Below are 14,066 nucleotides of genomic sequence, written 5' to 3'. Positions count from 1 at the left end.
CCTTTTTATCATTTCGCTAAAAACATTTCGAAGCGATCTACATCATTATCGTGACCGATAACGATTAAAATATCTCCCATTTGAATATTTTCTGTCGCACGCGGTGAAACAAGAACTTCCTTCCCACGCTTAATTGCTACAATGTTCAATCCAAACTTCGCACGAATATCTAATTCGATCAATGAATGACCATTAATCTTTTCGCTTGCAATAATCTCAACAATACTATGTTCATCTGAAAGTTCTAAATAGTCCAAAACGCTACTTGAGGCAATATTATTGGCGATTCTTTTTCCCATATCGCGCTCAGGGTGAACAATTTGATCTGCTCCAATTTTTCGAAGAACTTTTTCATGATAATCATTTTGTGCTTTTACAGTAATATTTTTTACACCTAGTTCTTTCAAAATAAGCGTTGTTAAAATACTTGATTGAATATTATCTCCAATTGCAATAACTACATGATCAAAGTTTCGAATACCAAGACTTTTTAATACCATCTCATCTGTAGAATCCGCAATTACAGCATGAGATGCAATATTTGCAAACTCATTTATACGCTCTTCATCCATATCAATCGCCATAACTTCCATTCCTAATTGCGCTAATTCCCGGCAAATACTACCACCAAATCGTCCAAGACCAATAACAGCAAATTCTTTTTCTTTCGTACTCACACAAATTCCTCCAGTAATATCAAATCGTATCAAATAAAACTTTTATCGGTGGAATTTCTTTATCTCCCACCTATCCTCTTTAACTTTTCAAAAACGCGATGTGAAGGTTTTGCTCTCTTTACATCAGGAACAACTATCATTGTAGCATATTTTATAAAGTGAAACTTATATCGCTGTTTTTTATTTCCAATGATGAAAAGGAAAGCTCTCATCAAACAGGCACACACCAGCAGTTATATCTATCTTCTTCAAATTCCTCACACTCTTGAGGTAAGGGTCATCCTCGGTACAAATGCTATATTGATTGCCTCTCCATTCTTATTTCTGCTTTTGAATATAAAAAAATTGCTGTAAATAAAAAGTAAGCATACATACTAACATACCAAAGATAAATATATTTCCAAATGAACTGAACGTTTGAAATACAAATATTAAAGTTTCTTGTCCAAAAAAAGCAAATAGTAAATTTATAAAAGCAAATAATATCGCAAACTGATAGTGGTGCTGATGAAATAAATAATGGGTCGCTCCTAAAAAGCCAACAAAAGAAACAATGAACACCCACCACATTTCAATCATCTTTTGCCACCCTACTATCTCATACCCGTTCACAACAATAGCAATCGCTCCTATAACAACCATAGTTGGAACGCTCCAAAATAGAGCCCACTTTCGAAAGAATAATACCGCATTCCTGTCTTCTCGTTTATGTGCGCAGTACGTTAAAAAAGTAGCGCTTATGTATAAGACCGATACAATTGTTAGAATAATAATTAACCAAAAATGAAGCTGATAATACTCATGCTCTATATTCGTAACAATTGCAGCTAACAACCCTGGAATACATATGCCAGTATACCCTTCCACCAATGCCTTATTCCAAAACACCATATTACCAATTCGAATTCCTAATAACATAAAAATAATGGCCCCAAGGATAAATAAAGTCATTTTATTTCCTACTAAACTCGTTGAAAAAGCGATTAATCCAACAAATAAGAATAGAGCGAATGCATTCATAATTTCTGCTACAGGTGATAAATACTCTCTCACCCACTCATATGTGTTCGTATAGTTTTCTTTTTTCGCTATACAATATGTATAAAAACTAACACCAAAATAAATTGCTGCTACAATTACATATGTATATAAAAAGAAACATAGTATAGTACTTCCGATTTGCACACTATCCCCTACCTTTTTCTCTATGTACCATATTGATTTTACACAATTTTCATATAAAATGTAAACTAAAAACCCCCCTGTTACAAGGGAGGTTTTCCTTTATTCAGCTGTTTTTTCAGCTTCATCAAGAACGCGATTTACTCGTTTTGTTAACATTTGCATACCACTACCGCCCGCTTGGAAATGGCGCAATACACCGTTTTTATCAAACACGTAATATGCTGGTACATATTGATTCTCAAAAGAGTCTGTAATCGCATGCTTATTGTCTACCAAAATGGGCTGTACAATACCGTGCTCCTCTGCCACCGCTTTCACTTTTTCAAGATCTAAATCTTCTTCTGAACGCGGCATATGTACAGCAATTACATTTAATTTATCTTTATAGTTATCACGGAATTCATTAATACTCGGCATTGCTTCTTTACATAAATGACAGCTAACAGACCAAAAATGAATCAATGTTGGTTTATCGCCAATTAGCGCTTCCTTGACTACTTCTCCATTTAGTACAGTCGTTGCTCCTTCTAAGGAAGGCATTGGTTCACGTAATTTCATAACATTTCCCCCTTATATATGTAGAGAAAGGTCTAACAACAATTTGCTAGACCTTGTTCACTCATTCAAAAATTAAACGTTTAAAGTCGCTTGACCTGGTTTCCAGTTTGCTGGGCAAAGTCCGCCAGTTTGAAGCGCTTGAAGAACACGGATTACTTCGTCAACTTCACGTCCAATGTTATTATGATGTACAACTTGATACATTAATTCGCCTTCTGGGCTAATGATGAATAGACCACGAAGTGCGATCCCTTCTTCTTCAAGTAATACGCCATATTCACGAGATACTACATGATTTGTATCAGCAGCTAATGGATATTTTAACTCACCTAAACCGTTTTTCGTACGATCAGTGTTAATCCACGCTAAATGAGTATGGATTGTGTCAGTTGATACACCAATTACTTCTGCATCTAAATCTTCGAACTCATCATAACGATCAGAAAGAGCGATAATTTCTGTCGGACATACGAAAGTGAAATCCATTGGATAGAAGAAAAGCACTGTCCATTTGTCTTGTTTCATAACTTCTTCAAGGCTTACTTTACCGAATTCTTTGTTTGGCATAACAGCGTCCATCTCAAAGCGTGGAGCTTGTTTTGCTACCATACGTTCTGCCATATGTACCAACCTCCGTTAATTTTTTAGTCATATATTATATTATATAGGGAAAATTAGTTTTTAGTCAATATCATTTAATAATCATTATAAAATAACTAACTATTAACTCTTTTCCCCACCTACCATTATAAAGTATTGTGCTAGAATTACAAAAAAAATGTACTATATAAATACAAATTAAAAAATCGACATAAAACCCTCTTTCTTTTTAGGTGGGCGAGAGCATCTGGCCATGCATAGAAGCGGTCAGGGCCTTTTTCTGCCACATGCAAGGTTTAAAACAAAAGGAGAAAGCAAGTAACGGGCATGTTGTATTCTGCATAGCAGCGACTTATAAAGAAAAGCGGAAGCGGATCGCTCAGAACAAGAGGGGGATGGAGCTTCTGACATAGAGGTGCTTTTTGCCTCGGCGGAAGACGCGAAGCCACCGACTGTTCTAGCCGCTGGAGCTGGATCATAAAGAAAGGCGAAGCCGACTGTTTAGGCCCGTTGGCTAAGGTTCTAGAAGGCAGAGCTAGACAAAGATGTCGAAAAATTAAAATGGGTATATATAGACCACGAAAATTTTATTATACAAAAAAGGAACAGGCATTACACCCTGTTCCCTTTCCATTTTACGTATGTTGTTAAAAATAGAATCGCTTTTTCAATTGCTGATTCATCCGGCTGTAATTTCGCATGATGTAGACCATATTCAGATTCGACACCGAGCCAAAACATAAAACCTGGAATCTCACGCAGCATATATCCGAAATCTTCTCCTGTCATCGCTTCTGTGCAAGTGATAACATTCATATCTGTATGTTCGTCCGTAAACCCCATAAATTCCTTCGTTAACGTTTCATCGTTATATACTTGGTGATACATCGCTCCGTAATCAATATGCGCTGTACACTCAAAAGACGTTTCGATTCCAGTAACAATTGCTTCAATTCGTCCCTTTACTCGTTTCATAGATTCAACAGATAATGTACGAATCGTTCCTTCTAAACGAGCCTTTTCTGCAATAATATTCTGTACTGTTCCACCAGTAATTTTTCCGATTGTAATAACTGCACTATCTAGCGGATTCACATTGCGACTAATAACAGATTGTAGCTGTGTGACAAGATGGCTTGCGGCAACAATCATATCGTTTGCTGTATGCGGATATGCTGCATGTCCACCTTTCCCTTTCAAATCAATGTATAACTCGGATGTATTCGCAAAAAGCAATCCCTCTTTTGTCGCAATTGATCCAACTGGATATTCTGGTGCAATATGAAGCCCAAGAATCATATCTGGTTTCCATGCTTCTAACTCTTCACTTTGTAATAGTGGAAGAGCACCACCCGGCCCTTCCTCAGCTGGTTGAAAAATAAAAACAAGATCATCATCAATTCGCTCTGTAACAAAAGCTGTTAATAACCCAAGACCAATTGTTGTATGCATATCATGCCCGCATGCGTGCATCATCCCTTCATGTAATGAGGCAAATTCATATCCTGTCTCTTCCGTAATTGGAAGTCCGTCAATATCAGCACGATAACCAATTGTTTTTTCTGGATTACGGCCATGTACTTTTACAATGACACCTGTTTTCCATGTCTTTACTTCCATATACTCACTCGGAAGGGTATTTATATAGTTTAAAATATATTGCTGTGTTTTCCATTCTTGAAAACCAAGCTCTGGAATTTGATGTAAATCTCTGCGCATTTGAATAAATTTATTTATCATCATCGTTTCACCACCATTGATAAAAAGCGTAAGAGCCTACAAGCCCTTACGCTTTCTTTTTTATTCTTCTGGATTCAGTTGACGAAGCTCTTGTTTAATTTCTGTTTTTGCTTTAGTTTTTTCGTCAATTTCTTTAATAACACGCGCTGGCGTTCCTGCAACAACTGTGTATGGTGGTACATCTTCTGTTACAACTGCACCAGCTGCAACAACTGCACCTTTACCTACTGTAACACCTTCTAGAACTACTACGTTTGCACCAATTACAACATCATCTTCAACGATAACTGGTTTTGCAGAAGGTGGCTCGATAACGCCTGCAAGTACAGCACCAGCTCCAACGTGACAGTTCTTACCTACCGTTGCACGCCCACCAAGCACTGCATTCATATCAATCATTGAACCTTCACCAATTACAGCACCAATGTTAATTGTTGCGTTCATCATAATAACTGCATTATCACCAATTTCAACTTGGTCACGAATAATAGCACCTGGTTCAATACGTGCCTTAATACCTTTTAAGTCAAGCATTGGAATTGCCGAGTTACGACGATCATTTTCTACAACGTAATCTACAACATGTTTTTTATTTTCTTCAAGGATTGTCTTAATTTCAGACCATTCTCCAAATAATACGCCTGATTTTTTATTTACAAATGCTTGTACTGTTTCTGGGAATGTAATTTCTTTTAAATCCCCTTTTATGTATACCTTTACAGGAGTTTTCTTCTCACTTTTTTGAATAAACGAGATAATCTCGTTTGCATCCATCATTTTCATGCTTGTTGCCTCCTAAATCCATTTATACTGTTACTCTACCAAACGAAAAGACTCCTCGCAAGAAAATAATCTTATTTTTCCGTTTGAATTTCTTCAATAATATCTAAAAACGCCTGCACTTGTTTTAATTGTCGAGCCGATTCACTTGTTAATAACCACGTTTCTCTCGTCAGTTGTACTGGAGTTTTATATGTCTTTTCCCTTACTTCTTTTAAAACAGTAGAGGGCAAAAGTGCATAACCAATACCATTTAAAACAAGTTGCTTACATGTTTCAATTTGATCGACAACAATCGTACGTTTAGGGGGATTAGAAAATAAACCATACCACCAATTTTGGATTTGTCCATAATATGTCGAATCACTTTTAAATTGAATGAACGGTCTATTGGTGTCTTTTAACATGGAAATATCCTTAATTTCCGTATCAACTAAATACAACTCATCTTCAAACAATTGTTGTTTATATCCTTTATATTCTTGTGTCCCTCGCAAAATTGCAACATGAACATCACCTTCGTAAAAATGATTTTGTACTTCACTGCTCCAGCCTGTGAAGAGAGAAATTTTTACAAATGGATACTTTTGTACAAACATTTTTAAAACTGGCGGCAACCAATATTGTCCAATGACAGAGGCAACAGCAATCTTTAACGTACCGTATGTTTCTGTTTGAAAAGTTGCTAATTCGCTCTTAATTGCTTCCTCTCTTTGCAACATATCTTTAGCATAATTCGCCACCTTCTCGCCTTCCGGTGTAATCGTTAGTCCTTTTTGAGAGCGAATAAAAAACTTCATCCCCCATTGTTTTTCCATCGATTGAAGCCTTTGACTAAGCGCTGGTTGTGATACAAATAAACGCTCAGAAGCCTTTCGCATATTTAACTCTTGTGCTAAGATAACCATCATCTGAAAATCATCAATTTGCAATGTTTTCCCCTTCTTTCGTTACAACTGAACGATAAAAGCGACTTCTTCTTTCAATTGAAGTCGCCTTTTCCAACATTATCGATTAAATCGTCTTACTGTTTTATTTAGTAATTTTAAAATTGCCCGGCGCGTCAAAATCCCTTCAAAATATCCTTCATCGTTCTCAACACATACAAACGGATGATCAATCGTCACCTCTAGTGCTTTTGAAAATGAATCCTGTAACTTCAGACGTGGAATGTCACCCTTCATTACACTTTCTACTTTCATATCCTCTAATTTTTCAAACTCAATACGCTCTAGCCCTAAAATACCGTCCAAAATCATTGCTGTACTTACTAATCCATGCAATTTGTACATCGGATCTAATACTGGAATTGCCGAATAACCGGATTTTACCAAAACAAGCAAAGCATGCTCCAAACTATTTCTAATTTGAACATGAGCTACTTTTTCTGATGAAATCATTAAGTCTTTTACAAAAACTTGTTGAAACTCTTCTTTCGGAATGCTAATCATATTAATATCCCCCACTTTAACTCATTCTAACAAGTAGCAATTGTAAACCAATCGTAAAAAAACAATTCATTCAAGTAATGCTCTACTTTCTCAATTCTATTTTTAGTTTATGACAGCGTTTACACATTATTATTTGTCCTTATTTTCTTATTATAAAATAAATAATCACAGTTCATTTTACCATAGAAACAAAAGAAAAGACCACCATTCTGGCAGCCTTAATATCCTTCATTTTTCAGCCGAGCAAATAAGTTTGTAACCTGTTTATAATGAGATATATCTGTTTTCTTTCGTCCAGTTTCGATATCAGAAAGTTCAACGGAAAGTATTTCACTCGCATAATTTTGCCGAAACAACACATCTAACAATAAGTTTTGTTCTTCTTTCGTTAAATCAATTTCTCTACTCATTTTCTCCTCCCCTTGTTCAACCGTTCTTATTATTTATTATACAAAATATTCCTTTTATTTAATAGATTGAAAATTTAGTACAAAAATTATTTCGTGTACCGATTAGCATAGCTAAAAGCCGCATATGCATCCGGTTTAATTTTAGGAATTAATCCCATTGCTGTAATTTTATTTGTCATATCTAAAATAAACTCTCTCGTTAAACCGTATTTCCCAATATCCAAATGAATCTCCATAACAAATTCAGCACCTTCTTTGCGGTATGGATAAAGAATATCCCACAGCTGTTGCATTCGCTTAGGTGTAAATAAACAAGCAATCTCTTGGCTAAATTGTGTTTCCAAATAAATTTTCTCTCGTAAACTCGGGGGCTTTCGCTTTATTGTTTGGTGGTATAAACACCCCCATGCCCCTTTTCCAACGCGATGCAAATGAATGGCTGTAATAAAACGTGTGTCATTTCGATGTACTTGTGAATCTGTTCCAATTGACAATCGATACATATTACGCGGTGCACTTTGAATAAAATGACAAATCCTTGAGAATACAGCTTCAAAACTCATGTTTCGCTCTGATAAATTATAAAATTGATATTCTCCGCCCATATAGTCACGTCCCTTCTCATAGACAGACTTTCGCATTCTCATTGTATGGGACAGAGTAACAAAATATGTCTTACTTATCCCTTGCTCGTTTCAATATTCCGGATTAAATATGTACAAAATGGACATTTGAAAATAACATTTTGATTAGATTGCGCTGTTAATACATGTGTAATCTCTGATTGTCTATGACACTTTGGACATACAACAACAGGCATTTTTTCCATTTTTCTCACCTCCTTTTTACGCTACTTACGAATAGACCTCTATCTCAAAATAAAGTAAGAGCTTCCCATCAGTTCGTTTAAGAATGATCCTTTTGATGAAATTTTCACTTTATAGAATGTGTTATCAGTGTAGGACTAGAGAGAGAATATTATTCAGCATATAAAGTGAAACTTCCATCTATCTTCTTCGCTTCTCTCTGAATCTTGAGGCGGGAGATTTTACCGCCCTCGAATAACGGAATAAAAAAAGAAGGTGCCTTCATTCTGAGGCACCTTCTTTTTATGTATCAAGAAAGAATGTCGTAAATTTCAATTGCAACCATATCAATATTATCGAATTGATATACTTGTGGTTTTTCTCCTTGTTGATACACTTCTAGCTCGTACATATCGCTTTTATCAAAATATTTTACGCTACATTTGCGTTCACCGTTCACTTCAAAATAGCGTTGTGCTACTTCGCCGCTTTCAGCTTGTTCTTTTAGACTAACAAGACGAGTTAAAATTCCTTGGAGCAGAGACATGAAATCTCCCCTTTCTCTAATATTCCTACGAATAGGTTTTGCAGCAATACTCATTCTATCCGTCATAACTGAAAAAATGTCCCACACCCTAGGATAATGGTTATGAGCAAGAAACTCAACTAAAATTTGTCGAAAAAACATACAAAAAGCCGAAATACACACTTCTATCACTTTTCTCCCCTAATTAATAGAAAATACTTGACATCAAAGTTTCGAAAAACTGAAAGAAGATTGCGTATAGCCTCTCATAGAAAAAACATCTGTATGAATGAAAAATTGACTTTATTGCAGTTTTTTTCATACGAGAATATAATGAGAAGGAGTTAAAAAGGAGGATTTACATGAAGAAAGTAGATGTATACACACAACCTGATTGTCCACCGTGTCAAATTATAAAAGAATTTTTAAAACATAATCATGTTACTTTTACAGAATATGATGTCAAAAAAGATGTTGCAGCTCGCAATCGTCTCCTCTATGATTATGAGTCCTATTCTACCCCTACTGTTGTTGTAGATGGAGAAGTTGTAGCAGGATTTCAAATTGAAAAATTACAACAACTTTTAGAATTAGAACAATAAAAAAAGTGACAGTATATAAGTCACTTTTTTTCGCTATCCGCCAATGGTAAATTCCTTGCCTCAATACTTTAAGGACACCAAAATGGAGACGATAAAATGAAATTCCTGTCATTTTGGAACGGCCTCTTAATAACAAGAGTTTCACGTTACTCTTTTTCGTATGTTTTTATTTCAGATAAGAGCTGTTTATTTTCATGATACCCTGCTAATTTCCATTTATCACCATTTTTTTGCAATGTCATAATTTGATACTCATCCGTTTTCATATTCCGTTCATACACGTATAACAAATTATGCTCTTGATTGTATACAATTTTTGTTTTTGATGAAAAAGTAAATGGCGCTTCTTTAGTAGGCAATAAATATTGAGCACTCCGTTTCACATCCTGATTATTTTCATCCGTAAAAACTTGAAGGAAGTTATCCGTGAAATAAGGAGATAATGTGTCATACATTTTATCCATTGATAGTCGCTTACCACGAATAGAAAACTGCGCTTCATATCCCTTTTGAATCGTTTCAAATATTTCATTTTGATCAATTTTTGTTTCTTCTTTTCCAAGAACCGTTGTCACACCTTGTCCAATTACAAATGCAACGAAAAGAAATAGCACAATCCAAATCCCGTATTTCCTCATTTTCGCACCCTCCTTATAAAAAGAGCTTATCCTTCTACTATTCATTGTAGCAATGATTATGCCATGAAAGAGTAGCTTTCGTTCGTAAAATGTTTACAACGATAGACACCATTCTTATCATAGTTGTCACTATTACCAATTTATGATAAAAACAAACAAAAAAATGCACGAAATATTTCGTGCATTATAATAAAACATCTTCTTCATATAAAAATTCATAAGATAAGTCAATAAATAAATAATGCTCATCATCAATAGGAAACGAAAATGTCCGAACCAATTCACCCGTTTCAAGATCCCCGTATAAATCAGACAATCTTCCCTTTTGTTCAAAGCGTAGTTTCATAATGTTTTCTAAAAAGTACGGACGCCAGCTCCAATTTTTCATATAATACTCTGGCATTAGCACCCATTCTCCATCTTTTTTCATAACATTTCCTGATTTTTGAAATCCATCTTCATTACAAATAAAAATACGAAAGCTACAATGTGTCACTTGTTGACTAAAATTCATTAGCCATTTATTAAAATCTTCTATTTTTCTCTGTTTTGCTAATACATTCCCAACATATTCTCGAAGCGTTTCTGTCAGTTCATAAATCTTCTGCAATTTTCGTTTTTCACGCTGAATAAATTGATGACACTCATTGCCAAGACGCTCTTTCAAAATGTCTTTATCAATAAAATTAGGTAAAGATTCTTTCAAGTAATTCCCTTGGTAGTACCTCCCTCCATTTTTCCACGCATATTGCAACTGATAGAACGCATCAATATCTTCATACAATAATGTTGCTCCAATGCGTCTCGCCAAGAGTGATAATGAATACAAAATATCCTGGTACGATTGTAACAACGCCGTTTGACGTAAGTTTGTTAAATCTACTTTTAAAATATCAGGAGTTAACATACTCATTCTTTCAAGATTACTTGTGCCTGTTCCTACTTTGTTAATTGCGACTTGAATATCATATGTACGGTAATACATAAGTAAATGATTGAACTGTTCAATATCTTCTTTAAAATCGTGTTCTGTTATTTCTAATACAATATGATTTAAACGTAATCCTTTCTTCTCATACGTTAATAATAAATGCAGTAAACTTTCACTTTCATCACTCATCAGTATATGCGCATTACGATGCACAAATAATAAAAATGATTGATCTGTTTCCAAATACCGATCCAATGCTTTTCCTAAAATAACATTATCTACTTCAAGTTGAAATTCATATGGAATCGAATCATCGCGAAAGAATGAAGCAAGACTGTGAATCCCTTCTTCTGTTTGTATACGTCCTACTACTTCATATCCAATTACAGTATGTTCATCTGCACTAAAAATAGCTTGATAATAAGGAAGGACTTTATCCAAATTACTCATCACATCTAATGCATCTACCATAGTGCTCCCCCCCCTTTACTTTTCAAAGATTATAACACGTTATGTAGAAAAAATAATAAAAAAATCCCTTCAGTTCTCCTGAAGGGATTAGAGGGGTAAAATGCTAAGGGGAATTAGCAATTCTACTATGAAGAAAAAAGAGATTTTAATCTTACCTTATAAATAGAATTTTTGTAAAGACCCTTTTTCTAAATGTCACAAATTAGTCACAAATAACCCCTCTCTTAAAACGGATATTGATGCAAATGTTGACCACCATCCATTGTAATACAAGCTCCATTTATGTACGCTGCTTCTTCAGAGCATAAATAAAAAGCAAGACCAGCAATTTCTTCTGGTGTACCAAGCCTGCCAAGTGGAACACTGTGTAATGTTCGCTTCGCTGCTTCTTCAGATATCCAAAGCTTATCAGCTCCCCCTGTACGTTCAATTGGCCCTGGAGCAATTGCATTCACACGAATTCCATATTTACGTCCCCATTCAACAGCAAGTGTTCTCGTCATCGCTAATACACCCGCTTTTGCTGCTGCTGAATGAATAACACCAGGACCTGCATCCCATGCATAAGTTGCAACCATATTAATAATTGTTCCTTTTATCCCTTTTTCAATCCAGTATTTACCAATAGATTGACTACAATAAAATGTACCATTTAACACGATGTTAATAACAGCATTCCAACCATTTGGCGATAAATCTTCAGCATGACAAAGAAAATTTCCTGCTGCATTATTTACGAGTACATCAATGCGTCCAAATTCTTTATCGATTTTTTCAATCATTGCTTTTATATCCTCAATATTACGCACATCCATTTGCACTGGTAATATTTGTCCTTCAAATTGTTCAATTTCTTTCTTTGTCTCTTCTAACTTTTCTAGTGTACGTCCTGTAATTACAACTCGCGCTCCTTCTTTTGCAAAACGAGTTGCCATTCCTTTTCCCATTCCACTTGAACCACCTGTAATTACAACTACTTTTTCTTTCATAATTTTCCCTCCCTAAAATGAATACATATTCATTTTATCATTTTATTCGACGGAATTCTTTATAAATTTAAATTTTTCTGATATATTTTAATAAAATACACTATAAATTAACGAAAGGGGAGAAGATACGCAGCGACTCACTCTAACAAATCACATCTTTCTACTATTATCATTTTCTATCATCTCGCTCATATAAATATGAATCAAATAACAAGAAGAAATTTTATAAAAAAAGGCATTCGCACACTATTATATACTTGTATAACGACTGGTACAGGTTACTATTATGCAAAGTTTATAGAACCATCCCTTCTCTCTTTTACGTATCATACACTTCATTCTCCACTTATTCCATATGGGTTTAACGGTATTAAAATTGTTCAATTTAGTGATTTACATTTAGGATATTATTATTCACTGCAGCAACTTTCTAAAGTAGTTGCAAAAATAAATGAAAAAAAACCAGACATCGTCTTCTTTACCGGAGATTTAATCGACAATTATCAAACATATGAAGATACTCCATTTGTCTCATCAATTTTACAAACGATTCATGCCCCGCTCGGTAAATTTGCTGTTTTCGGTAATCACGATCATGGTGGGTACGGAACAGAATACTATGATCACATCATGAAGCAATCCGGATTTGAAATATTACAAAATGCTGAAAAACGCATTCGTCTACTAGATGGAAGTGAAATTTCTATTTTCGGTATTGATGATATTATGCTTGGCAAACCTGACATACATGGAATCTTAAAACAAGCGCAAGATCATCTTTATACGATTGTTCTCGTACATGAACCCGATGTTGCACCGCATATTGCAACTTTCCCTATTAATTTACAACTTTCTGGACATAGTCACGGTGGACAAGTTCAACTCCCTTTCTTTGGCGCCATTATTACTCCTGCATTTGCAAAGCATTATATTGAAGGCTTTTATCATATTAAGCAAAACTACGAGTTGTTATTGCATGTAAATCGCGGCCTTGGAACAACGCGTGTGCCATTTCGATTTTTAGCAAAACCAGAAATTACACTCTTCACATTACAATCGACATAATATCTGAATGCGTTTCGCCTATTTTCTGCACCATTCTCTCTTGTACTCGCTCATCCACATTATTTTCCCATATGATAACAATGAGTTCATTGAAGGAGGTTTTAACATGTATCCTCAATATCAGCCAATTCCCTTCCGCTCAGCTCCAGTTGGTCCAATCGGAGATTCACGATTTATCCCATTTTTCGGATTTCCTTTTTTAGCTGGGCTTGCAGGAGGTTTACTTGGCGGAGCATTGGCATTTGGACCTAGACCATATTGCCCAACGTATCCTTGCTACGGCTATCCTTATCCAACACCGTATTTTTACTAATGTAAGTAGAAACAACTATGTAAAAAAGGCCTCAAATCGAGGCCTTTTTTCTATATATCTTATTCTATTACGTACAAATACATCCATTTTCATTTTTCAATATGTAAATCACCGCTATGCAGAATTCAACATGACAGCTACTTGCTTTCTCACTTTGTTTTAAACCTCGCATGTGACAGGAAAAGGCCTTGACCGCTTCTATGCATGGCCAGATACTGTCGTCCCCCTAAAAGGAAAGGGGGGGTTATGTCGTTTTTTTAACTTGTATATATAAAAAGAAAATAATTTTATGTCGTTTTTTCAATTTATACTTATAAAGATTTC

General features: G+C 35.1%; 18 protein-coding genes. 3 read left to right on the top strand and 15 right to left on the bottom strand.

What is annotated here, in order from left to right; translation table 11 throughout:
• Positions 1 to 8 precede the first annotated feature (8 nt).
• The 12 genes from ACIGHG_RS04470 to ACIGHG_RS04415 form a co-directional block, all read right to left on the bottom strand.
• A complete protein-coding gene (locus ACIGHG_RS04470; RefSeq protein WP_336473509.1) occupies positions 9 to 677 on the bottom strand; it encodes a potassium channel family protein in 669 nt (222 codons plus the stop codon).
• Positions 678 to 995: 318 nt separating this feature from the next.
• Positions 996 to 1,862, bottom strand: a complete 867-nt coding sequence (locus tag ACIGHG_RS04465; RefSeq protein WP_090914275.1) for a cytochrome C oxidase assembly protein — start codon at positions 1,860 to 1,862, stop codon at positions 996 to 998.
• A gap of 99 nt (positions 1,863 to 1,961) precedes the next feature.
• On the bottom strand, positions 1,962 to 2,420 hold the full coding sequence (locus ACIGHG_RS04460) for a TlpA disulfide reductase family protein (protein ID WP_090914273.1): 459 nt from the start codon (positions 2,418 to 2,420) through the stop codon (positions 1,962 to 1,964).
• Between the two features lie 72 nt (positions 2,421 to 2,492).
• Positions 2,493 to 3,041 (bottom strand): peroxiredoxin, encoded by a 549-nt coding sequence (locus tag ACIGHG_RS04455; RefSeq protein ID WP_090914271.1) that lies wholly within the window; start codon positions 3,039 to 3,041, stop codon positions 2,493 to 2,495.
• Between the two features lie 591 nt (positions 3,042 to 3,632).
• Positions 3,633 to 4,763, bottom strand: a complete 1,131-nt coding sequence (locus ACIGHG_RS04450) for an N-acetyldiaminopimelate deacetylase (RefSeq protein ID WP_396547362.1) — start codon at positions 4,761 to 4,763, stop codon at positions 3,633 to 3,635.
• A 57-nt stretch (positions 4,764 to 4,820) separates the two neighbouring features.
• Positions 4,821 to 5,543 carry a 2,3,4,5-tetrahydropyridine-2,6-dicarboxylate N-acetyltransferase gene (gene dapD / locus ACIGHG_RS04445; protein WP_090914268.1) on the bottom strand — a complete coding sequence of 241 codons (723 nt, stop codon included), beginning with the start codon at positions 5,541 to 5,543 and terminating at the stop codon, positions 4,821 to 4,823.
• Positions 5,544 to 5,614: 71 nt separating this feature from the next.
• Positions 5,615 to 6,472, bottom strand: a complete 858-nt coding sequence (locus ACIGHG_RS04440) for a transcriptional regulator CcpC (RefSeq protein WP_396547360.1) — start codon at positions 6,470 to 6,472, stop codon at positions 5,615 to 5,617.
• A gap of 75 nt (positions 6,473 to 6,547) precedes the next feature.
• Positions 6,548 to 6,991 (bottom strand): cyclic-di-AMP-binding protein CbpB, encoded by a 444-nt coding sequence (cbpB, locus tag ACIGHG_RS04435; RefSeq protein WP_090914266.1) that lies wholly within the window; start codon positions 6,989 to 6,991, stop codon positions 6,548 to 6,550.
• A gap of 218 nt (positions 6,992 to 7,209) precedes the next feature.
• Positions 7,210 to 7,401, bottom strand: coding sequence for an antirepressor AbbA (gene abbA, locus ACIGHG_RS04430; protein ID WP_090914264.1), 192 nt, complete (start codon positions 7,399 to 7,401; stop codon positions 7,210 to 7,212).
• Positions 7,402 to 7,487: 86 nt separating this feature from the next.
• Positions 7,488 to 8,006: a ribonuclease H-like YkuK family protein gene (locus ACIGHG_RS04425; RefSeq protein WP_336473512.1), complete on the bottom strand. Its 519-nt coding sequence runs from the start codon at positions 8,004 to 8,006 to the stop codon at positions 7,488 to 7,490.
• A 74-nt stretch (positions 8,007 to 8,080) separates the two neighbouring features.
• Positions 8,081 to 8,230: a hypothetical protein gene (locus ACIGHG_RS04420; protein WP_090914260.1), complete on the bottom strand. Its 150-nt coding sequence runs from the start codon at positions 8,228 to 8,230 to the stop codon at positions 8,081 to 8,083.
• A gap of 287 nt (positions 8,231 to 8,517) precedes the next feature.
• Entirely contained in the window at positions 8,518 to 8,754 is a 237-nt protein-coding gene (locus ACIGHG_RS04415) for a YkuJ family protein (RefSeq protein WP_020059327.1), read from the bottom strand.
• A 341-nt stretch (positions 8,755 to 9,095) separates the two neighbouring features.
• Here ACIGHG_RS04415 and ACIGHG_RS04410 point away from each other — a divergent pair, with 341 nt between their 5' ends.
• A complete protein-coding gene (locus ACIGHG_RS04410; RefSeq protein WP_396547357.1) occupies positions 9,096 to 9,335 on the top strand; it encodes a glutaredoxin domain-containing protein in 240 nt (79 codons plus the stop codon).
• A gap of 146 nt (positions 9,336 to 9,481) precedes the next feature.
• On the opposite strand, the gene ACIGHG_RS04405 is transcribed toward ACIGHG_RS04410, so the two are convergent.
• From ACIGHG_RS04405 to fadH, 3 genes are all read right to left on the bottom strand, one after another.
• Positions 9,482 to 9,973, bottom strand: a complete 492-nt coding sequence (locus ACIGHG_RS04405) for a DUF3993 domain-containing protein (RefSeq protein WP_336473514.1) — start codon at positions 9,971 to 9,973, stop codon at positions 9,482 to 9,484.
• A gap of 184 nt (positions 9,974 to 10,157) precedes the next feature.
• Positions 10,158 to 11,375: an EAL-associated domain-containing protein gene (locus tag ACIGHG_RS04400; protein WP_336473515.1), complete on the bottom strand. Its 1,218-nt coding sequence runs from the start codon at positions 11,373 to 11,375 to the stop codon at positions 10,158 to 10,160.
• A gap of 224 nt (positions 11,376 to 11,599) precedes the next feature.
• Positions 11,600 to 12,364 carry a 2,4-dienoyl-CoA reductase gene (gene fadH / locus ACIGHG_RS04395; protein ID WP_090914253.1) on the bottom strand — a complete coding sequence of 255 codons (765 nt, stop codon included), beginning with the start codon at positions 12,362 to 12,364 and terminating at the stop codon, positions 11,600 to 11,602.
• A gap of 198 nt (positions 12,365 to 12,562) precedes the next feature.
• On the opposite strand from fadH, the gene ACIGHG_RS04390 reads away from it, so the two are divergent.
• The gene (locus ACIGHG_RS04390; protein WP_090914250.1) at positions 12,563 to 13,429 is read left to right on the top strand and encodes a metallophosphoesterase; all 867 of its coding nucleotides are present in this window, start codon (positions 12,563 to 12,565) and stop codon (positions 13,427 to 13,429) included.
• 106 nt (positions 13,430 to 13,535) lie between these two features.
• The gene (locus ACIGHG_RS04385; protein ID WP_396547354.1) at positions 13,536 to 13,742 is read left to right on the top strand and encodes a hypothetical protein; all 207 of its coding nucleotides are present in this window, start codon (positions 13,536 to 13,538) and stop codon (positions 13,740 to 13,742) included.
• The last annotated feature ends 324 nt before the right edge of the window (positions 13,743 to 14,066 follow it).

Source organism: Bacillus sp. NPDC077411, assembly GCF_044543425.1.
Taxonomy (GTDB): Bacteria; Bacillota; Bacilli; order Bacillales; family Bacillaceae_G; genus Bacillus_A; species Bacillus_A bruguierae.
The sequence above is the reverse complement of the archived record's forward strand: the minus strand, read 5'-3'. Positions and strand labels throughout refer to the sequence as shown.